Consider the following 22,707-nt stretch of genomic DNA (forward strand, 5'->3'; position numbering starts at 1 on the left):
TTAGCCTGTCGTAAATAGCTGTGAGTTAACATTATAATGTACATCGCTTCCATTTTTAACCCGTCAGCGATAACTTAATAAGTACGTAAAAGTAAGCGCAACTAATGAACAATTTAAGAATTTATGTATATAAAATTAATGTCGAAATGATTGCTGTATGACATTCGTTTAGATTCATAGACCCGTGCCACGGTTATGTCATGATTTGTTGAGTAACCCTGATACGGGTCTATGGATGTCGAGTAGGTGAGCGATGCGTTTGTCCGTACATCAGGGCTATACATTCCGAAATTCCCCCAAAAAAAGACGGTAGGTTTTGCCGCAAAAGTGCTTCAACTCTATGATCGGGCTAACAAGTCGGTTTACCTTCATTTGCCTGGGATCTAGTTGGTTTAGTAGTACATTGTTCATCTTGCATACTGCCTTAATGGGTAGTACGCAAGATGAAAGTCTAGACCGGGTAAGCCGCATTCTCCCGCCCGCTACCTTATCTCTTATGACAAAACGAACGGTTTATGCGCTGGTATTAAGTCTGTTAACGACCGTTGCCAGTGCGCAGGACTATCCCATTGTGCCGGTTCCATTTACGAGCGTTGCCATCAATGGTGGCTTTTGGCAATCCCGGCTCGCTACAAACCGCACCGTCACCATTCCCTTCGATTTCAGGAAGTGCGAAGAGACGGGACGCATCGCCAACTTCGCCGTAGCCGGTGGACTGGCCAAAGGCACGTTTAAAGGAAAACGGTACGACGATTCCGATGTGTTCAAGGTCGTGGAAGGGGCGTCATATTCGCTCCAAACGCACTACGACGTCAAACTGGATCACTATCTGGATAGTCTGATCACGCTTTTCGCGGCAGCTCAGGAACCGGACGGCTATCTCTACACCATCCGGACCATTCTGAAAGACAGTGCCAATATCAAGGATGATCAGGCGGGGCCAACGCGTTTCTCATACGTAGCGGGTAGTCACGAATTGTACAACGTTGGGCATATGTATGAAGCCGCCGTAGCTCACTTTCAGGCCACCGGCAAACGCTCCTTTTTGAATGTAGCATTGAAAAACGCCGATTACCTGATGCGTACCATCGGTCCCGATAAGCTGATTGTGGTGCCGGGGCATCAGGAAATAGAAATCGGGCTGGTAAAACTTTACCGCGTTACCAACGATAAACGATACATCGATTTCGCCCGTTTTCTGCTCGACATGCGGGGGCGGGCCGACAAGCGACCGTTGTTCCCCGACCCCGCCAAAACCGGTCAGGGAGCCAGTTACTTGCAGGACCATCTGCCCGTAACGCAGCAGAAAACCGCCGTCGGGCATTCGGTTCGGGCGGGTTACATGTATGCGGCCATGAGCGACATTGCGGCTATTCAGAAAGACAAAGCTTATATGGATGCGCTGCTGGCCATTTGGAACGATGTGGTTGAGCGCAAACAGTACCTCACTGGCGGGCTGGGTGCCCGTGGACATGGGGAAGCCTTCGGGGAGGCCTATGAGTTGCCCAACGATGTGGCCTATGCTGAAACCTGCGCGGCTGTAGCCAATATGCTCTGGAATCACCGGATGTTCCTGCTGACGGGCGAAGCCAAGTACATGGATGTGTTTGAACGAGTTCTTTACAACGGATTTCTGGCTGGTGTTTCGCTCGAAGGCGACTCATTCTTCTATGTAAATCCGCTGGCTTCTGATGGAAAGCGCAAATTCAACGTTGGTCAGGCGGCTACGCGGGCACCTTGGTTTGGTACCTCTTGCTGCCCAACCAATGTCGTGCGTTTTCTACCGTCGCTGCCCGGTTATATATACGCCACAAAGGGCAATAATGTGTTCGTCAACCTGTTCCTGACCAATCAGTCGACGGTATCTGTAAACGGAAAACCGGTACAAATCAGGCAGGAAACGAATTATCCATGGGATGGAAAATTATCGGTAACGGTGCAGCCTAAGCAGGCACAGACGTTCACTATGCAACTGCGTTTGCCCGGCTGGGCGTCGGGCAAACCCATGCCGGGATATTTGTATGACTACGTGAATACAGCGGCTAAAGCACCTATTTTACTGGTCAATGGGAAACCGGTGCCGTATATCACGGAGAACGGATACGCCCGCGTTAGCCGCACCTGGAAGCCCGGCGACCGGCTCGAATGGACGCTCGATATGCCCGTAAGGGAAGTAAAAGCCAACGAACAGGTGACCGACGACCGAAACAGGGTGGCCATTGAACGGGGTCCGGTGGTGTACTGCGCCGAAGGAGCCGATAATGGCGGACAGGCGCTATCGCTGGCGGTTCCGGCAGGTACCGCGTTCCGACCCCAGATGCTGCCCGACAAATTAGGCGGTATTGTGTCGCTGTCGGGGCAGGAGGCTGGTAAGAGCCTGACGCTGATTCCGTACTATGCCTGGTCGCACCGGGGGCCGAACGAAATGGCGGTCTGGTTTGGGCAGGTAAAGCCGACGAAGTAATGCATTTCACCCAACCATAGCGCCATCCCTGTAAAATAATGCGCCTTCGGCAACGTCGACGCGTATCTTTCAATCGCCGGACATTCGTGACTGACCACCAGCCGCGTACGTCCGGCGATTACTATTTACTCCGGATACTATGAAAAAGAAGGGAACACAGACCAGCGGGAAAGCGGTCAAACCGAAAAAATCGGCATTGCGAGAATGGCTCGATTCGGTACTTTTTGCGGTCATAGCCGCCACATTGATTCGTTTTCTAACATTCGAGGCTTACGCCATACCGACGCCATCGATGGAGAACAGCCTGATGGTCGGTGATTTTCTTTTTGTCAGTAAGCTCCATTACGGCATCCGGACGCCCAAAACGCCCTTGCAAGTGCCGCTGACCCACCAGAAAATCTGGGGTACGGAGATACCATCGTACAGCACGGCTATTCAACTGCCCATCTACCGGCTGCCAGGCTTCACAACCGTCAAAAACGGCGATGTGGTGGTGTTTAATTACCCACCCCCCAAGGCCAACGAGCCCGCTTACCCAACGGATCTGAAGACGAATTTCATTAAGCGGTGTATCGGTATTCCGGGCGATGTACTGACCATCCGACAGACGCAGGTATATGTAAATGGCAAGGCTTTTCCCACACCCGCCCGCTCCGAAACGACCTACTTTGTTAAAACCAGCGAAGTGCTGGATGATCGATTCTTCCGGAAATACGACATTGTCAATGACTTTAAGTCGTCTGAGGGCCCCTTTATTAACTGGCAGCCGCTGGAAGCCTACAATGAGCAGACCAAACAGTCGGTGCAGGTGGGTTACCGGGTAAACATGACGCACGAAGTCATGCAGCAATTCAAGTCGTTCGACTGGGTGAAATCCGTAGAGCCGATGGTGGAGCAGGCCGGGCAAACGGGTCCCGGTATTTATGGCAGTTCGGCCTATACCTGGAATCAGGACAATTTTGGGCCACTCACCGTGCCTAAGAAAGGAATGACCATTGCCGTTAACCAACAAACAATTGCCGTTTATGGCGATATCATCAAACGCTACGAAGACAACAAAACGGTGGATGTAACACCAACGGGCATTCGGGTAGACGGTCAACCCATTACGGCCTACACCTTTAAGCAGAATTATTACTTTATGATGGGCGATAACCGCCACAACTCCGAGGATTCCCGCTATTGGGGCTTCGTACCGGAAGACCATATTGTGGGCAAAGCCGTATTCGTCTGGATATCGCTCGACCCGGTTCCGGCCGACATCTGGCATAAAATCCGCTGGAACCGGCTGTTTCGGTTAATTGGGTAACAATGTAATGCCGACGGTCCCGGTTGGGTGTGACGTAACCCGTTTTACGCCCAACCGGGACACTGTCGGTACTACAATCGGTCGACATTACACCAGCTCTACCGCTTCCAACTGCTCGTTGATAAAGGCAATCTCCTCCGTGGATAGCTGAATGTCAATAGCTTTGGCGTTCTGAATGGCCTGTTCGGCGTTTCGGGCGCCCACCAGTGCGACGGTAATACCCGGACGCTCAATGGTCCAGCGGATGACCAGCTGGCTCAGGCTGGCATTTTTGCTGTCGGCCAGTGGTTTGATCTTCTGGAGAAGGTCATCCGTTTTTTTGATGTTTTCTTCTTTAAAGAATCGGTAGCCTGCCCGGTGATCGCCGGGGGCAAACTGGTGGCCGGGCTTGATCTTACCGGTCAGCAGGCCGCGTTCCATCGGGCTATAGGCCAGAATCGCTTTCTTGTTTTCGAGACAATAGGACACCACTTCATCTTCAATGCCCTGGTTAATCATGCTGAACGGCACCTGGTTGGATGCCAGTTTGAGCACCGTTTCGGCCCGTTTCATCTGCTCGACGTTGTAGTTGCTGACACCCGCCTGCCGAACTTTCCCCTGCTCGATCAGCCGAAGTACCGCTTCCATGCTTTCTTCGATGGGCGTCGTTACATCGGGCCAGTGCATCTGGTATAGGTCGATGTAATCGGTACCCAGGCGTTTGAGACTGTCTTCGCACTCTTTGATGATACTTTCCTTTCCCGAATATTTGTAGACATCGATGGGGTTGCCGTCGTTATCCTGACTTTTAAAACCGAAGTCGCCCTTTGCCAAATCCCACCGCATGCCGTATTTAGTGAGAATCTGGACCTTATCGCGGGGGATACCTTTAATGGCTTCGCCCACAATTTCCTCGCTGGTGCCCTGTCCGTAAACGGGTGCCGTGTCGATGGAGGTGACCCCCAGATCGTAAGCAGCTTTAATGGCTTCAATGGCCCCGTTTCGTTCGGTACCTCCCCACATCCAGCCCCCGGCGGCCCAGGCGCCAAATGTGATAACCGATATGCTTAAATCTGATTCACCCAGTGTTCTGTATTCCATGTGTATATCTCCGGATGTTGTTGCATCCCCGGACTGGCTCCGGGGTTATCCATAGTCAACCCTTTCAGGGTTGGTATTGTTATATCCCCGGACTGGCGTCCGGGGTTACTCATAGTCAACTCTTTCGGGGTTAGGTTATTTTGATTGCAAAGTCGAATCAACTTGTTTGTTATCAATGCTTTGTGACCCCCAAAAGGGTTGACTGTGGATATCCCCGGACGTCAGTCCGGGGTTGGTTACACGACGGGCAGCTTCCAGCCGTTGTGGTAATGGGCGGCTATCAGGGCGTTGGCCTGCTGGTCGTTTTTGAAGCCTTTTGCTGCGGCATCCCAGTACACTTTCCGACCAGTTTTGTAGGCTATGTTTCCCATGTGCGCGTTAATGGCGGCAATACTGCCCGTTTCAATGCCGCACTTGAGCAGTTTCGGATCATTGGCTTTCACTGCCTGCACAAAGTTTTTGGTGTGCTCGTTCAGGTATTCGCCGTTGCGGGTCTGGTCCGGTATGTCTTCCACTTTATAGACCTTGATACCGTTTTTGGTTTCCGTTTCGGGCAGGATGGACCAGCCATCGCGGTTCAGCACCAGCGTGGCGTTATTGCCGATAAAGGCGATGCCCTCCGTTCGACCGTAGTTGCCGCCGTCGATGCCCGTGGCGTGTTCCCAAAGCATGTTGAAGCCATCGTACTCGTAAACGGCCTGTAAAGTGTCGGGCGTTTCCGAGGCATCGTCGGGGTAGGCGAGTTTACCACCCGACGCCATTACCGATTTGGGTGCTTTGGCGTTCATGGCATAGAGCGCAATGTCGATTTCGTGGACGCCCCAGTCGGTCATGAGCCCACCGGCATAATCCCAGAACCACCGGAAATTAAAGTGAAACCGGTTCGGGTTAAACGGGCGTTTGGGGGCCGGACCCAGCCACATAGCGTAGTCGACGCCCGCCGGGGGCGCACTGTCGGGCCGAACGGGAACGGGATTCATCCAGCCCTGATACGCCCATACTTTTACCAGCCGGATGTTGCCCAGCTTGCCCGACCGGATGTACTCAATGGCTTTCTCATAGTGCGAGCCGCTGCGCTGCCATTGGCCCACCTGCACGATCTTGTTATACTTTTTGGCCGCTGCCAGCATCAGATTACACTCTTCAATGCTGTTGGCCAAAGGTTTTTCTACGTATACGTGCTTTCCTGCCGAAACCGAGTCGATCATGGCCATGCAGTGCCAATGGTCGGGGGTGCCGATGATGACCGCGTCGATGTCCTTGTTCTCGAGCAGTTTGCGATAGTCTTTGTATAGTTGCGGTTTGGTGTGCTGCATCGCTTCCACATCGGCCGAGCGTTTGTCGAGCACACTTTGGTCCACATCGGCCAGGGCCACACACTGAACGTCGCTCTGCAACAAATGCGACCGTAAGTCCGACCAGCCCATGCCGTTGCAGCCAATCAGGCCAACCTGAAGTTTGTCGTTGGCCGAAATCTGTTTCCGTTGATTGGCAATGGCTTCGATTGTCGGTAAGCTAATGAGCCCGGCTCCCGTAGCCGCTAAAGCCGACTGGCGTAAGAAATGTCTGCGTGTTGGTTTCATAGGTGTATGGAAGTTTAAGTTGTAGTACCGACGGTCGGTGTTACAACGCTTTTTGGGTAGATTTTCGCTGTCGTTTTGTTACCTACATACTACCAGCTCCCTTTCCCGTATTGTCGCTTATGAAAGAAATTCTGCTCCTTCTATTACTCATAATCAGCCCCCAGATATATGCGCAGGTGCCGGTCGATCTGTCTGGCTTTCAGAAGGCAAACGGAACAACGGCCATCCATCAGGATAATACGCTCATCATAAGCTGGCCTGCCAGTTCGAAGGAAACGGCAAAGCTGGTCATTGACCTGACGAACGGAAAGCCGCTGTTCAGCAGCATGCAATTATCACAGAAAGGAACATTCCGCGAAATTGCCCAGTCTCTCGACCCTGCCTTTGTCCTGACCGTCGGCAAGCGGGATCTGGTGTCGCAGAACGGCTGGAATATCTTTTTCGACAAGACCAATAAACTGCCCCACAAAGCCTACGCCGTCGAACTCACCAAACGAACGGCCAGCGTGACCAGTCAGGGTTCCCGAACCGTTATCCGGGTGTCGGATGTGCAGGCGGCCACCTTTACCGGCGCTATCGAAATAACGGCCTATACTGGTAGTCCGCTGATTAATATTGCCGCCGTAATGGCGACCGAAGTCGACTCGACGGCCATTCTCTACGATGCGGGGTTAATGAGTAAACAACCCGTTTGGAACACCATCGCCTGGTCGGATACCGACGGTAACATGCAGCATGTACCGGCTGATCCAAACCAACTCAACAAAGCACAGGGCGTAAAATACCGGACAATCATTGGTTCGGGGAATACCGGGAGTCTGGCCGTTTTTCCGGCTCCCCATCAGTATTTCTATCCGCTGGACGAAGCCTTCAACCTCGATTTTACCTGGTATGGCCGAGGCTACCGAAGCCTGGTGCCCGATTTTGGCATCGGCATCCGGCAGGATCTCATGGGCGATAAACGCTGGGTGCCCTGGGTCAATGCCCCGCCAAAAACGCAGCAACGACTTAACTTTTTCTGCCTGCTCAGCACCGACACGCCCGACAAAGCACTGGATGAGGTGAAGAAGTTTACGCATACGGATAAATACCCTGCTCTGCCTGGCTACAAGACCATGTCGAGCCACTTTCATAATGAATACGTGATGAGTGTGTTACTGGCCGGAAAGCCGGTGCCGGAGGTGCCTAACTTCGTAAAGGTCTTTAAAAACTCGGGCGTCGACATAGTGCATCTGGCCGAATTCCACTACACGGCGCACCCTAAAGGACCCGACGAGCAACGGCTGCTGGAGCTGAAAACGCTGCACGACATGTGCAAACGCTGGTCGGATAAGAAATTGTTGCTGCTGCCCGGTGAAGAACCCAACGAATTCTTTGGCGGGCACTGGCTGGATTTCTTCCCGAAGCCGGTGTACTGGATCATGTCGCGCAAACCCGATATGCCGTTCGTAACGGACGACCCGAGATACGGAAAAGTGTACCGTATTGCAGATAAGAACGACATGCTGAAACTCCTCGAAGCAGAAAATGGCCTGGCTTGGACAGCCCACGCCCGTACCAAAGGATCGACCGGTTTCCCGGACAAATACAAAGATGAAGAGTTTTATAGATCAGATCGGTTCTTTGGCGCAGCCTGGAAAAACATTCCCGCCGATCTGTCGGAGCCGAAGCTGAGCCGTCGGGTGCTGGATTTGATGGACGATATGGCCAACTGGGGGCTCAAAAAACACGTCATTGCCGAAGCCGATCTATTTACCATCGAGCCGGAAAACGAGATGTACGCCCACCTCAATGTGAACTACCTGCAACTAAATAAACTACCCGACTATAACCAGGGCTGGCAACCGGTTTTGGACGCTATGCGGCAGGGTAAGTTCTTTGTCTCGACCGGCGAAGTGCTGCTGCCCACCTTCACCGTAAACGGAAAAGGGGCCGGCGATTCACTGACTTTGAAGCCCGACGGTAAAGCCAGCATTGTCGTCAACATCGACTGGACGTTTCCGCTGACCTTTGCCGAAATTATCTCCGGCGATGGCAAACAGGTGTTCCGCGAGCGTATCGACCTGACAAACACCCGGCCTTTTGGCAACCGGACATTCACGCTTAATACCAATCTGAAAGGAAAAAAATGGGTTCGGCTGGAGGTATGGGATGCCGCCGTGAACGGGGCGTTTACGCAACAGGTATGGCTTACAACCAACTCCCGGCCGGGGGCTACCAACCCAGCAAGATGACAAAAAAAACAGCCTCCGTTTGTCTGTTTATTCTGCTACTACCCCTCGCCGGGTGGGTGAACGGGCGTACGGATAGAGCCGCAGTCCGGAAAGCCGTCATACAAACCTTACGCCCGCAGGTGCTGAAACAGGCTGCCTGGGCCATGCAACAGACGCCTGTTACCGTTACGGCGCAAACGAGTCCACGGTCGGCGGGGAGCCGCCATGACTTTTTCTCGGAAGGTGATTACTGGTGGCCTGATTCCCTAAATCCGCAGGGGCCGTACGTGCAGCGCGATGGAATGACCAACCCCGACAATTTTGTTGCGCATCGGCAGGCCATGATCCGGTTCAGCCGGGTAGTGGGCGCACTGGCATCCGCTTATAAACTCACCGGTAACGAAGCTTATGTCCGGCAGGCGTTCCGGCATCTGAATGCGTGGTTTGTGGACAGCACCACCCGTATGAATCCGTCGTTGCAGTACGCACAGGCGATTAAAGGACGCGCCACCGGGCGAGGTATCGGCATTATCGATACCATCCATTTTATGGAAGTGGCGCAGGGCATTCGAGCGATGGAACAGGCAAATTCGGTGGATAAACGAGTGCTGGCCGGTGCTAAAGCATGGTTCGCGGACTACCTGAACTGGCTCCTCACACATTCGTACAGTCAGGATGAAAAAGAGGCCAAAAACAATCACGGCACCTGCTGGGTCATGCAAGTGGCGGCCTTTGCCCGACTGACCGGCAATGAGACTGTGCTGGAAGCCTGCCGGGAGCGGTATAAAACGGTTTTACTGTCGAACCAGATGGCCACCGACGGCAGCTTTCCGCTGGAGCTACGCCGGACAAAACCCTACGGCTATTCGATCTTCAACCTCGACGCGATGGTGATGATCTGCCAGATTCTCTCCGACAAAGACCATGACTTATGGACTTATCAAACTCCCGACGGCCGTGGTATCGAAAAAGGCATTCTGTACCTGTATCCTTACGTGATGGACAAACATAAATGGCCGTTAAAACCGGATGTCATGTACTGGAACGACTGGCCCATTGCACAGCCGTTTCTGGTCTTCGGCGCGGCTGCTTTCAATAAACCCAACTGGCTGGCCACTTGGAAAAAGTTGGATCATGACCCACAAGTGGAAGAGGTATTGCGCAACCTGCCTATCCGAAACCCGCTGATCTGGCTGGAGTGATGGCTTAGTAGGTAAAAGCAAATTAAGATCGGTATTCTAGACACGACAACAACCGAAATGACCGAAATTCGTAAAGCCACCGCCGATGATCAGGACGCGATCTGGCATATTATCAGACCCGTTATTGCCACGGGCGATACCTATTGTTTTGCCCCGGATTCATCAAGAGAGAAGATGCTGAGTTATTGGTGTCATGACGATAAATACACCTACGTCGCTACGGTTGAGGATAACGTGGCAGGAACGTTTATCCTGAAAGATAACCAAGTCGACCTCGGCTCGCACGTAGCAAATGCGTCGTATATGGTTTCTGCCGGGTATGAAAGGCAGGGGATAGGGCAACGTATGGGCGAGTATTCCATTCAGGAAGCCCGGCGGTTAGGTTACCGGGCCATGCAGTTCAATATCGTCGTGAAAAGCAACGAGCGGGCTGTCCGGCTCTGGCAAAAACTCGGTTTCGACATCATTGGTGAGATTCCGGATGCGTTCAACCATGCGCAGCTTAGCTATACGAACGCCTATATTATGTATCGGAAACTATAATGCGAATTTGAACGAAATGACACTCAGAAAACCATACCTGATTAGCTGGCTGGCCGTACCCGTGCTTATGTTGATGGGGTTTTTATTTCGTCAGCATACGGTGGATATTCACTTATACGATACCTATTTTGTGATTGCCAATAACCACGTTGCGCTAGCTGGAGCAGCCTTATTGCTGGTAGCCGGACTGGGTTACTGGTTGCTTCAGAAAATTGGTAAGATGCCAAATGTTACGCTGACGGTGTTTCACCTATTACCAACGATTGGCGTGTTGATGCTCTTGGCACTGCCTGTAGCCAGTGATAGTGATTTAATGGGTGCCGAATGGTTCTTCCTGATTGTATTCGCTCTTCTGGTAGGTCAGTGTGCGTATATCGCCAATATCCTGATAACGCTGTTGCGGAAGTAAATTCATACAGAAGCTTTCTGCACAACTAAACAGCTACCAACAACCACCCATCACAATTTCACCAAGTCGTTGGTAGTCAGCCGTACTTTTGGGGAAAACCTCAGCCAATGAAACTACGACTGCTACTACTGCTTCTCCTCGCCAGCGCATCGCTGAGCAGTTATGCGCAAAAAGCCAGCGCTAAATCGGCAAACGATCAGTATGTCTGTCTGCCTTGCGGGTCTGACTGCGACCATGCCGTACTGGATGGACCCGGTAGCTGTCCGCATTGTGGTATGAGACTGGTACTCAAAAAGAGTGTCGTTTTTACGAATATTTCCCCTACCGAACTTTGCAAAACGGTAGCCGCCCGGCCAAACGTTATTCTGCTGGATGTCCGAACGCCCGACGAATTTTCAGGAAGGGCGCATGAGCATTTCGGTCGGTTAAAAAACGCCATTAACATTCCGGTACAGGAATTGGAAAGCCGTTTGGCCGAGCTGAATGGGGCGAAAAATAAGGAGATCATCGTCTATTGTTCGCACAGCCATCGAAGTCCGCGAGCCAGCCACATCCTGACCGAGAACGGTTTCACCAATGTCAAAAATATGACCGGTGGCATGTCGGTCTGGAATGACTCGGTCGGTCAGCTTCCTTTTGGTAAAGCACTATTGGTTAAATGATTTGGTTTCGATAGTGGCCCTTATCGCTGATTAGTCCGCGTACTCCGCTTCACCTTCCGAGTAGCCCGTTCCTGCGTTTTTACAGATGTCCCCTGCGCTGTGGTGCTGGACGGAACCGCCATCGGTCGGCCACTTTGCCCACTGGCTCCGTCGTTGGTGGCACTGACATTCATTGAACTGTCGATGACGACACTACCGGGCGTGGTGCTTCTGGCCGATTTAGGTTTGCTTGCTTTGGGTGTTGTCCCGGTTTGCGCCTGGGCCGTAACAGTCAGGGTTATCAGTAACAGTGTATGAAGAATTAGTTGCTTGTTCATGTTGTGATTCATCGCTTGGTATGATGACAACTACATGCAACCGAAATGGGCTATCGAAAGTCAGGATATTGAGTAAGTGGGAGCAATGTAGTGCCGACGGCGGGGACTACATTTTTTTCTCCTGGGCAGCCTTGATGTAAGCTTGGCCATCTTCCGCTAATAAAAATCGCTGTTTAATTAGCAGCTGCACCGATTTTCGAACGGCGTCTACGTACCCCTCATGCGTCTGGTAACGCTCCTGAATGGATAGGCGGGGATCATTCGTTGAGAGCCGTTCGGCTTTGGTAGCTTTAAACGGAATGTATTGGCCAGCCCCTTCGCAGCCGTCGTTTTCACCATAATCGGTTCGCCGTAACGCCCATCCGGTTGTCGTCGCGATGGGTACCGCAACCGGAGGCAAGCGAATCCCGGCGACTTCATTGCCATCTTTATCGACTTTCGACACAAAATTCACGTACGAAGGCCGGTCGGCTACGCTGGTCGGGAAACGGGTAATGACGCCCTGATCGAGTGAAGGACCGAAATCAAGGAGGTAGCGGGTGGTGATCAGGCCCGTGTAGGTAACGCCCGGAATAGTGGGCCAGCCTAGAGCCGCCTGCGGAACTACGCCTGTTTGCGAACCCGGTTGCGGCACGGCCAAAATGGCTGTTTTGTTGGACTGCCGCGGCACCTGACTAGCAGGAGGAGCAATGCCCTTCGTTACCCAGGCATCGAGTGCCATGAACAGTGCCCGCAAAGCTGGTTCGCCGTTGGTGGGGTTCTGAAACTGCTGGCAAGTGCCCCGGTTCGTTTCGTTACCCGTTCCGTGCTGTGCGCCGGAAATCAAATAAAACCGAACATTGTTCGGGTCGGAGAGGTCGTTGCCCCGACTATTGGTATGCAGCAGCGACGCGGCTTTTACCCAGTATTCATTGGCGGAGTTGATCTCAAATACTTTCGGGCAGGTGTTGCTGACGGTGCAGCGGGCTAGCCGACCGGCAGTTTTTCCTGTAAGCGGATCGGTCAGGACGGGATAGGCGAAGGGGAAAAGGCCTTCAGGGTACAGGTGATTTTGCCGGTTTCTTTCTGTGCGCGAGGGCTGAGCAAAGCGGTAGTTGAGGGCAATGCCACTGGCCCCACCGAGCCAGTTTTCGATACCGTCCAGCACCCGGCGGTTCTGCTCATCGGCATTAAAACCCAGCGTCTGGAAATCATTGACATAGCGGGCGGGCTGCGAGAGTGAGTACGAAAAGGTGTACCGGATGTCGTTCGCCAGTGGATTCGGGTTGCCGAAATCATCGGCGGTGGCGTACCGCAGAAACGAGACGAAATCGCGGGTGGCGGCAAAGCCAATCCCAGCTACAACGGGGTCTTTGGCCGTGTAGTTGAACTCATAAATAGCACTTTGCCGGAAGGGTGTTCCGACTGGTAACAGCCGGATGGTTTTATCGCCGGTGTACTCCCAACCCTCAGCCGGAATTGTGGTAGGTGTATCGCCCAGCCGATCCCGCACGGTGAGCGTTGCCTTTGCTTTCTCCTGCGTGGCGGTCGGGTAAGCGAGCGAATATGTCAGGGAAGTGGCATTGTCGAACGAGATGTATTCGTAAGACGGCCCCGTAATGGACGAGCCATCGGCGTTATGGGCGATGGGAACGGTAATCGTCAGGTTATTATTGACCGGCGCGGCCGAACAATCCCAGCCGTTCCAGGCCAGCGTGTAGCCCCTGTTCATCAGAAAGCCTTCGCCAGCCTGAGCGGCCGTGTTGGGGTCGTTGCCGCCACTGCTTTTGTTGAACCCGCCAATAAGCTTGCCGCCCCGGTTGTTGATCTCCAGAAAGAGCTTGTGGTTGCCGGTGGCAAGATTAATGGGTTTAAGAATGTAAATATCCATTGCATATTCCACCATACCTTTTGCATTACGGGGAGCCAGCCTGATATCCGTAATGAGCGCGTTCTGCAGGCTGTTGGGGTCAAGTTCGCCATAGGCTTTGCCCCTCAGTTTTTCATAAGCCCCCACCTGCCCGAACACTTTTCCCTCAAACGTGGGCGACTGAACGCTGTTGATCTCGATACGGATGATACGCGCCTGCGTCGGGAAGGAGAAGGCGATGAGGAGCAGCAGGAAGGATAAGCGGATGAGCATATATGTCTGGTCCAAGCCGCTACGGCGAACCGTTCCAGCTTGGCTATTGTCATAAAGGTAACACGGCCAAGCTGGAACGGTCCGCCGTAGCGGCTTGGCCCGGACGTTCTAATTCACCACATTCACCGGTTTGCCATCCAGAAACGCGGCCAGATTCTCGACCGTAATGGCCATAAGTCGGGCGCGGGCTTCGGTGGTGGCCCAGGCGATATGCGGGGTGATGAGGCAGTTTTTGGCCGTAAATAGCGGGTTGTCGGGCAGGGGCGGCTCTTTCGACAAAACGTCGATTCCTGCACCGGCAATGACGCCGTTGTTGAGCGCATCGGCCAGATCCTGATCCACGATGATCGGGCCGCGCGAGGTGTTGAGCAGAAAGGCCGATGACTTCATCAGGGCCAGGTTTTCTTTGTTGATAAGTCCCTGCGTTTCGGGCACCAAGGGCGTGTGGATGCTCACCACATCCGACTCCGCCAGTAGTTCGGGAATCTCCGCCCATTTGAAGTTTGGCCGGTGCGACTGATCGGTGCGGTGTCGTTTGGAACCGATGATGTTCATGCCAAAGGCCGTGGCTACATCGGCCACTTTCTCACCGATACTCCCGAAGCCAATGATGCCCATCGTTTTGCCCGCCAGTTCGATGAGCGGGTAATCCCAGAAACAGAAATCCACCGACCGCGCCCACTTGCCATCCCGTACCGAATCGCTGTGCCGCTGCACGTGCAGGGTCAGTTCGAGCAGCAGCGCAAACGTCAGTTGAACAACGGAGGGCGTGCCATAGCCGGGAACATTGCTCACGACAACCCCCTTCTTTTTAGCCGTGGCGGTGTCGATAATATTGAATCCGGTAGCCAGTACGCTGATGAATTTCAGGTTGGGCAATTGGTCGAGGGTGGCCGCGTCGAGGGGCGTTTTGTTGGTAAAAATGATGTCGGCATCCTGCGCCCGCTCCACAATTTTATCGGTGGGCGTCCGGTCATATACCGTCACCTCAGCCAGTTTTTCAACACCTTCCCAGGACAAATCGCCCGGATTCAGGGTGTAGCCATCTAATACGACAATCTTCATTTCTGGTTGTTTCTTTTGTCCTGTTGATAAACGGTATGTGGGCAAACCGGGTTTTGTATCAGCCCAAGGCTTTAGCCGTGGACTGAAAAAGGTCAATCGACCAACTTCGGTATCTGTTTTTCCTTTCCCGCCATCACCCTGATAAACATTCCAATCACTACCAAAACCACGGCTAATATACCCAAATAGAGATACCCTTTCGTCAGATCGGGCAGAACAGCGGCTTTCTTACCGTCGAGCATTTCGTAGACCGGAATCATCCATTTCAGCACGTAGGCCTGTGCCAGCGTCAGAAAACTGATGAAGATCAGCATGTAAAAGCTGTGTTTCACCGTGAACCGGAACAACTGCGACTCTTTGCCGACCAGATTCCCGGCTGCGGCTGCTACAGCAATGGATTGGGGCGAAATCATTTTACCAACCACCCCCCCCGACACGTTGGCCGCTACCGTCACCACCGGATCGACGCCGATGGACTGCGCCGTGGCATACTGCAGTTTGCTGAACAAGGCGTTGGCCGAGGTGTCGGAACCCGTAATGAATACCCCCAGCCAGCCAAGTACGGGCGCGAAGAAGGGAAACAGGATGCCCGTACTCGCCAGAACGGCCGCCAGCGTGAGCGTAATACCGGAATCGTTCAAAATATAGGCAAAGGCCAGCACCGAGGCCACTGATAAAATGGGGAACCGCAATTGCCGGATGGTCTCCCCGAAAACGGTTAACCCCGTTCTGTATGTCAGCCCGACCAGCGGGATAGCGATGAGAGCTGCCAGTAAAATAGCCGTTCCAGCCGCTGAGAGGTAGTTGACTTTGAAAAGCTTTGGTATCGGGTTGCCATCGCTGCCCAGAATGGCGTTGTGTAACCCCGGAAACTCGAACTGAAACATACCCGTCGAATTGAGTACGTCTTTGATGGGTTGCATACCCCATGAAATGATGATGATCGTGAGCACGATAAACGGCGACCATGCCCGAATCACCTGTCCGGCGGTATAGCTGATGCTGGTATCGACCGTAGCGGCTGGTTCGTTATCAAAACGCCAGATGGTTTTGGGTTTCCAGTAGCGCAGAAACGTCATCAGGCAAATAATGGAACCCAGCCCTGCAATGACATCGGGCAGGGCGGGGCCGAGGAAGTTTGACGAAAAATACTGGAGAAAGGCAAACGAAACCCCCGACACCACTACGGCGGGCCATATTTCAGACGCTTTTCGGAATCCGGCAATGATGCTGACCAGATAAAACGGCAGCATGACGGAGAGGATGGGCAGCGTTCGACCCACCATCTGCGAAATGGGCAGCTCCGGAATACCCGAAACCTGCGAAGCCACGGTAATGGGTATGCCGATGGAGCCAAACGCCACCGGAGCGGTGTTGGCGATCAGGCAGATGCCCGACGCATAGAGCGGGTTAAATCCCAACCCGACCAGCATAGCCGCCGTAATGGCCACGGGAGCGCCAAAACCAGCGGTGCCTTCCAGAAACGAACCGAAGGAAAAGGCAATCAACAGCCCCTGTAGCCGTCGGTCGGCGGTAATGGACCCCATGACGTGTTTGATGATTTCGAACTGCCCGCTTTTCACGGTGAGATTGAACAGAAAAACCGCCATGATTACCAGCCAGCAGATAGGAAACAGGCCGTACAGAGCACCATGTGCCGCCGACAGTAGCGCCAGCCCGACGGGCATACCATACACCAGCGTAGCAATGAGCATGGCGAGAGCCGTAGCGATCAAGCTAGCCTGATAGCCTTTCATTTTCCGGATGATCAACGCCCAGAAGATAAACAGAATGGGAATCAACGCGACCAGTACGGACAACGTAATGTTGTTGAATGGGTCAATAACTTGTTTCCAGATCATAAGGGTGGGGGTTGGGGGTAACTCACGCTAAATCCAGCGCTACAATTTCGTGGTCGAGAACCTTCGGTACGCTTACCGATACCTTTCCGTTTTTGATCTCAAATTTGGGCTTCTGCCCGCTCATGAGCAACTTCACGCCCGTCACGGTAGCACCTTTAGGGACCTGAACCGATACCTGCGCATCCACCGGAATCAACTCCCGGAATGGCCCTTTCATCATCATCGGATTCGTCAGGTTGACCAGATGAACGGTCATGGAATTCGCCTGCTGCCAGACGTTGACATCTATCACACCCGGCCCCGTTACAGCGACTATGGGCTCTTCATTGAGGGTCCAGTGAATGACGTTGCTCAACAATTGCCCGTGATCGACATTGAGCAGTTGCCAGAACGAACGGTCCAGGTCGCCGGGGATGTAGGCCACGCGTCCTTTACCCACCTGCCGCAGGTACAACTCCCGCGTATCGGTCTCTGCCACGCGCGGGTATACGTCTTCCATCGGCAAATCAGGATAGGTGGGGATGAGCGTAACCGGGCTGGGAAAGGTTGCCGTGGGTTTTACGTCGACTTTATAAATGGCGTTGATGATGCGGGGCGTATCGTCCAGACCGTTCAGAATGGTCTGGCTCTGGCTGTTCTTCGCGTCGTGGCGGAGGTGCAGATAGCTGTTTCGCATGGGGCCTTCCACCTTACCGGCATACGACAACCCCAGCAAACTCGCCAGACCGAAGTCCGGACGCGGGTTGCCCTCTTCGTCATACAGCGACGTTTCGAAAGTCGCCATCAGACTACCACCCGCGTTGACAAACGCTTGTAATTGGGTACACTGGCTATTGGAAAGGGCGGCAATGTTGGGCAGAATCAGCAGCTTGAACCGCTTCAGGTCGTCGGGCGTAAGCAGCCGGTCGTTCACCATATCGAACGGAATTCTACTTTCAACAAGGGTCTGGTAGATACCATCGAGGTGGTCGCTGCTTTTCTGCTGCCAGGGTTTGCCACCGTAATTACGGTCGGTCTGCTCCGAGTAGACTACGCCCACCCGCGCCATCGACGCCGTATTACGAAGGTATTTTTCGTTTTTGTGATAACCCTCGTATACCTTAGCCACGGCCTCCATCCAGCGTTTGTCGTAGATGTCGCCCCCGAACTTGACGAAGCACGGCCGCATCCCGTTGGCCGTTCCTTCGGCCACCCAGATACGGATTTCAGCATCGCTCTGAACGGAGTCTTTCCAGCGGTATTCCTCTTCAATACCCACGCTGAAAATGCCGATCAGGGGCTTCATCCCCAGCGTCGAGCGCAGTTCTTTAGCGCCTTTGCCATTGGCCCAGGGCGCCATCAGTCCGCGCCGGGCCTGCTGGTCGGCGAAGAAAAGATCGGCTTCTTTGCCGGTGACAATTTTATCGGGAAAACCATTGGGAATGAAGCGGGACGCGGGCCGCTGCTGACGGATACCGGCATCCCACAAGGCCCATACCTCCCGTAACCGGTTGGTTCGCCATTCCGACCATTTTCGGTAAGTAGGGTCCAGCCGCTCTATTTTCTTCGGCAGTTCCAGACCCGATGCCACTTTGAAGTTGCGGGTGCAATGCTCGCAGTAGCAAATGTCGTGACCAGCCCATCGGTTCGAAAAAATGCCTTCGGGCTGGAATCGCTCCATAATCTCTTTGTTCACCTGCGGCATAAACTCGAAGTTGTACGGCCCGAGTGAACAGGTGACCCACAAGTCGGGATTGGCCCAGTGACGTCGTTTGCTGCCATCGACGTTAACCGCGATCCAGTCGGGGTGGGCATTGTACACATTTTGCCGGGCGGCATGGGGATCGGTCCGGAGCATGATCTTCATGTCCAGTTTTTTACAGCCTTCTACCAGATAGCCCAGCGTATCGGCGTTACCCAGGTAATCGCTTCGGTGATGCAGCGGGATGTTGGTCGGGTAAAACGCGACCACGCCCCCGGCGCTGAGTAAAGCCCCGTCAGCATGAATTCGTTTAAAGTAACTCAGCCAGAAATCGGGGTCGTAATGGCCGGGGTCGCGCTCCACAAAGGCCAGTTGTGCCCACCGCATTGGCCCGTCGAGCCATCGCGTTTCCGTTGGCGACAAGGCGTTGTCCATCAACGGCTGACCCGCCAGCGCATAGGCCCCGCCAATCAGGCCGGTGGTCTTAATAAATTCTCTTCGTTCCATGAGGTAAAGGCAGGAGTGAACACGACGGGTTCTCAAAAAAACAGAGATTATTATGGTCGTATTCTACTCTTACCTCTGTACCCGCGGATCTTTAGTCCGCGTAGCCGTCAGGCTAAGATAGAGCGTATTAGTAGCCTGACGGCTACGCGGACTAAAGATCCGCGCTACAAGCTTTTGCCATTGCCAACCCAGACGTAAATGCCCCTTCTACATTGCCTTCGCCGAAACCATCACCGCCAAACAACAGCGGCAGTGGGGCTTCTGCCACCAGAAGCGGGGATGGGTGCCGCTGGTCGGCCAGGCTGTAGCGCCAGCGGTGTACCTGAACGGTACTGATGCTGGCAGCCGGAATCAGGTCCGGTAGCTGATCGATCAGTTGTCGGCCAATGGCGTTGAGGTCATCGTCGAAATGCGTTCGGCTGAAGTCGGCGTTGGCGTGTAGGGTGACGGAGGGCTGGCCGGGTGAAATGCCTTTCTGCCAGTTGTCGGCTACCCAGGCAATGTCGCCGGTTTCGTAGCGGATGGCGTTGGGCATGGAAACCGGTTGGTGGAGCGCTGCCATCACCGCAATGCAGGGTTGATAACTGATGGCCGAGAGCGCCGACCGGTTGGCCGTGGACAGCATAAATCCGCTCCGGTCAGCGAGCGCCAATGCCTGTGGAGCCGGTACGGTGATGAGCAGCGCATCGGCCCGGTAAGACGCTCCGGCCTCTGTTTCCACAAGCCACTGGCTCCCGTCGACCCGGAACGATACGACCGTCTGGGACGTCAGTACGGTCAGGTTGCGGCTCAGGGCTTTGGCCACGGCGTTCATGCCGTCGATACCCACGTAATGTAGCTGGTCGGTGGCGGTGTCGGCCGGACTGGGCTGTGCGGGTTCCCATTGGGCAATGACGTTGTCGGCCAGCAGTTCCTGAACAACCTTCCGGAATTCGGCTGTAGTGGCCGAGAAATACTGCGCACCATGATCGGCGCGGGCCTGTTCGATGCGCCGGGTAGCCAGTCGACCACCCACACCCCGACCTTTATCGAGCACGACGACATCCCAACCTTGTAAACGTAAAGCACGGGCAGCGGCCAGACCAGCCATACCCGCCCCAATAATAAGAGAAGACGGCATGTAGTTGAAGTTTGTATCAGACAGCAGAGCACCGGCCCCCGGCCTGCTGTCTTGTCGTAGTGTCAGTTTCTTAAAACTGATAAGTTAGGTTTCTCAAAACCTAACGGATATACTATTAGCCTGACGAAATTTGAAGAATAATAACGGGGTCTGTCCGGGCCAAGCCGCTACGGCGGACCGTTCCAGCTTGGCTCAGACAGACCCCCTTCATAAACTCTTCGCTTTCAGCTGCGCCACGGCATAGCTGGCGGCTCGGGCGGTGAGGGCCATGTAGGTCAGCGATGGGTTTACGTTCGAGGCCGACGCCATGGCCGAGCCATCCGTGACAAATACGTTCTTGCAGGTGTGTACCTGGTTGTATTTGTTAAGCACCGACGTTTTTGGGTCGCGTCCCATGCGGGCGGTGCCCATTTCGTGGATACCCAGCCCCATGTGTGCCGCCGGATTGTCGTAAGTAGTAACGTTCTTGAAACCGGCGGCTTCCAGCATTTCGGCACCGTCGTTCATGATGTCTTTCCGCATGGCCCGGTCGTTGGCGTTGAAATCGGCGTCGAACACAACCTGCGGCAGGCCCCATTTGTCGGTTTTGTCGGGGCTGAGGTAGAACCGGTTGTTCGGGTCGGGCAGTACCTCGCCGAAGCCGGTGAGGCTCATCTTCCAAGGGCCGGGCTGCGTCATGCGTTTCTTGAAGTCGGCACCGAAACCCTGCTCCGCACCCCCCCGCGACCAGTCGGCGCGGGAGGCTCCGCCTTGATAGCCGAAGCCGCGCAGGTAGTCGCGTTTTTTGTCGTTTCCCCAGTTGCGGAAGCGGGGGATGTACAAACTGCCCGGACGGGCTCCAAAATAGTAGTCGTCTTCAAAGCCTTCAATATCGGCTCTGGCCCCAACGGCCAGGTGGTGGTCCATCAGGTTGCGGCCCAGTTGATCGCTGTCGTTGCCCAGGCCGTTGGGGAAGCGGGCCGATTTCGAGTTCATCAGGATCGACGTAGAGCCAATCGTTCCCGCATTCAGGAAAATCACTTTGGCGTAGAAGTCCCGCACTTCCAGCGTGTTCTGGTCAATGACCCGTACGCCTTTGGCCTTCTGGGCGTGATCGTCCAGGATAATCTCTTTTACGATGGCGTTGTGCAGGATCGTCAGCCGGTTGGTGCTTCGGGCGGCTGGTAAGGTAGCCGCCAGCGAACTGAAATAAGCCCCGAACGGACAGCCCCGCGTACAGCGGTTCCGAAACTGACAACTTGCCCGCCCCACCGCCGTATGCCAGGGCTGAGGTTTGGTGAGGTGCGCCACCCGACCCATCGTTATAGGACGATTTAGCTTCTGCGCGACCGATTTTTTAAAATGCACTTCCGGGGCGGTCATCGCCATGGGCGGCTGAAATATGCTGTCCGGCAAAACGGCTAACCCTTCGGCCTGTCCGCTGATGCCCACGAATTTCTCGACGTAGGTATACCAGGGCACCAGATCTTCGTAGCGAATGGGCCAGTCGATGCCGAGTCCCTCTTTGGCATTGGCCAGAAAATCTTCCCGATTCCAGCGGTAAGTATGTTTCCCCCAGATCAGGGATTTACCGCCCGTATGGTAGCCCCGAATCCAGTTGAAGGGCCGTTTCTGGATGTACGGATGCTCTTTGTCGTTGGTGAAATTGAGCTGGCTGCCCTCTTTGGCCGAGAAGAACATGCTGGCGTAGTGCTCTTCGGCAGCTACCGTCGTGATCTTGCCCCGGTGTTCGAATTCCCAGGGGTCCTGCATGGCGGTTTTGTAGTCCTCAACGTGTTTGATTTCGTAGCCGCGTTCCAGCACGAGTACGTTCAGCCCTTTTTCGGTTAGTTCTTTAGCGGCCCAGCCCCCCGTCATACCGGAACCCACCACGATGGCGTCGTAGGTTTGGGCTTTTTGTGCGTTTATATTCAGATTCATAGAATAAATGATCGACGAAGTGAAGGATTAAACCTGGTTGCCGTACATAAAATCTTTCTGACCAGGCTTTATCTTGATGGGCTCGAATTTTCCCGGTATCGGCTGGTAGTCGAACGATGACTTGATGCCCGCTTCCGACGTGAAATACCCCCAAACCGTCAGCTCTTTGATCAATTGCCAGAACGACACCGAACCGGCTTTGGTGTTGGCCAGCGCCTGTACTTCCACTTGTTTGAGGAGTGTTGTTTGCTGATCGGGCGAAGCGGTCAGGAGTCCTTTACCCGCCAGATCACCAAGACCCGTCAGAAATACATCCTGCACGGGTTTGGCATAGCAATCGCGCAGAATAATCTCTATAAAATCCGGAACACCGGCATCGACGGCACCGGGTGTATCTGTCTTCGGTATAATGAGTTCGGCTACCCGCGCCATAATCTCCCGTTGCTCTTCATTGAGTATGGACGCGCCGTTTTCCCGACTTTCGGGGTTCGTCTGGCTCCAGCGGTCAAAGGCCAGTAATGTCGGGGCCGAGAGGGTTCCGCCCAGCATGAGGCTAACCCGTGATAATGCTTCCCGTCTGTTCATCCGTTGTGTATAGCTAAGTACGGTTTACAAAAGGCGGTTAAGGCCAAATAATACCGCGTTGGT

The 22,707-nt window shown here is 54.0% G+C and carries 17 protein-coding genes; 7 read left to right on the forward strand and 10 right to left on the reverse strand.

The features are described 5' to 3' along the window. Positions 1-496: 496 nt before the first annotated feature. Both NT073_RS07245 and lepB read left to right on the forward strand, forming a co-directional pair. A complete protein-coding gene (locus NT073_RS07245; RefSeq protein WP_297370979.1) occupies positions 497-2,464 on the forward strand; it encodes a glycoside hydrolase family 127 protein in 1,968 nt (655 codons plus the stop codon). Between the two features lie 139 nt (positions 2,465-2,603). Next, positions 2,604-3,773 carry a signal peptidase I gene (lepB, locus tag NT073_RS07250; protein ID WP_297370982.1) on the forward strand — a complete coding sequence of 390 codons (1,170 nt, stop codon included), beginning with the start codon at positions 2,604-2,606 and terminating at the stop codon, positions 3,771-3,773. An 87-nt stretch (positions 3,774-3,860) separates the two neighbouring features. Here lepB and NT073_RS07255 read toward each other — a convergent pair whose 3' ends face one another. Continuing rightward, a complete protein-coding gene (locus tag NT073_RS07255; RefSeq protein ID WP_297370986.1) occupies positions 3,861-4,853 on the reverse strand; it encodes an aldo/keto reductase in 993 nt (330 codons plus the stop codon). 236 nt (positions 4,854-5,089) lie between these two features. Next, the gene (locus NT073_RS07260; protein WP_297370989.1) at positions 5,090-6,436 is read right to left on the reverse strand and encodes a Gfo/Idh/MocA family oxidoreductase; all 1,347 of its coding nucleotides are present in this window, start codon (positions 6,434-6,436) and stop codon (positions 5,090-5,092) included. 119 nt (positions 6,437-6,555) lie between these two features. Between NT073_RS07260 and NT073_RS07265 the strand changes: the two genes are divergently transcribed. The 5 genes from NT073_RS07265 (at position 6,556) to NT073_RS07285 (ending at position 11,465) form a co-directional block, all read left to right on the forward strand. Then, positions 6,556-8,670, forward strand: a complete 2,115-nt coding sequence (locus NT073_RS07265) for a hypothetical protein (protein WP_297370992.1) — start codon at positions 6,556-6,558, stop codon at positions 8,668-8,670. Next, complete coding sequence (locus NT073_RS07270; protein ID WP_297370994.1) at positions 8,622-9,851, forward strand: alginate lyase family protein; 1,230 nt, start codon at positions 8,622-8,624, stop codon at positions 9,849-9,851. Before NT073_RS07265 ends, NT073_RS07270 begins: the two co-directional genes overlap by 49 nt. A 57-nt stretch (positions 9,852-9,908) precedes the next feature. Further along, positions 9,909-10,394 carry a GNAT family N-acetyltransferase gene (locus NT073_RS07275; protein WP_297370996.1) on the forward strand — a complete coding sequence of 162 codons (486 nt, stop codon included), beginning with the start codon at positions 9,909-9,911 and terminating at the stop codon, positions 10,392-10,394. A gap of 16 nt (positions 10,395-10,410) precedes the next feature. After that, positions 10,411-10,803, forward strand: coding sequence for a hypothetical protein (locus NT073_RS07280; RefSeq protein ID WP_297370999.1), 393 nt, complete (start codon positions 10,411-10,413; stop codon positions 10,801-10,803). 107 nt (positions 10,804-10,910) lie between these two features. Further along, positions 10,911-11,465 (forward strand): rhodanese-like domain-containing protein, encoded by a 555-nt coding sequence (locus NT073_RS07285; RefSeq protein WP_297371002.1) that lies wholly within the window; start codon positions 10,911-10,913, stop codon positions 11,463-11,465. A 20-nt stretch (positions 11,466-11,485) separates the two neighbouring features. Here NT073_RS07285 and NT073_RS07290 read toward each other — a convergent pair whose 3' ends face one another. From NT073_RS07290 to NT073_RS07325, 8 genes are all read right to left on the reverse strand, one after another. Beyond that, positions 11,486-11,782, reverse strand: a complete 297-nt coding sequence (locus tag NT073_RS07290) for a hypothetical protein (protein ID WP_297371004.1) — start codon at positions 11,780-11,782, stop codon at positions 11,486-11,488. A 106-nt stretch (positions 11,783-11,888) separates the two neighbouring features. Continuing rightward, positions 11,889-13,904: an alpha/beta hydrolase domain-containing protein gene (locus NT073_RS07295; RefSeq protein WP_297371006.1), complete on the reverse strand. Its 2,016-nt coding sequence runs from the start codon at positions 13,902-13,904 to the stop codon at positions 11,889-11,891. A gap of 108 nt (positions 13,905-14,012) precedes the next feature. Continuing rightward, complete coding sequence (locus NT073_RS07300) at positions 14,013-14,969, reverse strand: D-2-hydroxyacid dehydrogenase (protein WP_297371009.1); 957 nt, start codon at positions 14,967-14,969, stop codon at positions 14,013-14,015. A gap of 92 nt (positions 14,970-15,061) precedes the next feature. Then, on the reverse strand, positions 15,062-16,831 hold the full coding sequence (locus tag NT073_RS07305) for a lactate permease LctP family transporter (protein ID WP_297371011.1): 1,770 nt from the start codon (positions 16,829-16,831) through the stop codon (positions 15,062-15,064). Positions 16,832-16,853: 22 nt separating this feature from the next. Beyond that, a complete protein-coding gene (locus tag NT073_RS07310; protein ID WP_297371015.1) occupies positions 16,854-19,019 on the reverse strand; it encodes an alpha-amylase family protein in 2,166 nt (721 codons plus the stop codon). 151 nt (positions 19,020-19,170) lie between these two features. After that, entirely contained in the window at positions 19,171-20,139 is a 969-nt protein-coding gene (locus NT073_RS07315; protein ID WP_297371017.1) for an FAD-dependent oxidoreductase, read from the reverse strand. Between the two features lie 207 nt (positions 20,140-20,346). Beyond that, positions 20,347-22,059: a GMC family oxidoreductase gene (locus NT073_RS07320; RefSeq protein ID WP_297371020.1), complete on the reverse strand. Its 1,713-nt coding sequence runs from the start codon at positions 22,057-22,059 to the stop codon at positions 20,347-20,349. A 27-nt stretch (positions 22,060-22,086) separates the two neighbouring features. Then, positions 22,087-22,644: a gluconate 2-dehydrogenase subunit 3 family protein gene (locus NT073_RS07325; RefSeq protein WP_297371023.1), complete on the reverse strand. Its 558-nt coding sequence runs from the start codon at positions 22,642-22,644 to the stop codon at positions 22,087-22,089. Between the last annotated feature and the right edge of the window lie 63 nt (positions 22,645-22,707).

It is taken from the genome of Spirosoma sp., from assembly GCF_026391055.1.
Lineage (GTDB): Bacteria > Bacteroidota > Bacteroidia > Cytophagales > Spirosomataceae > Spirosoma.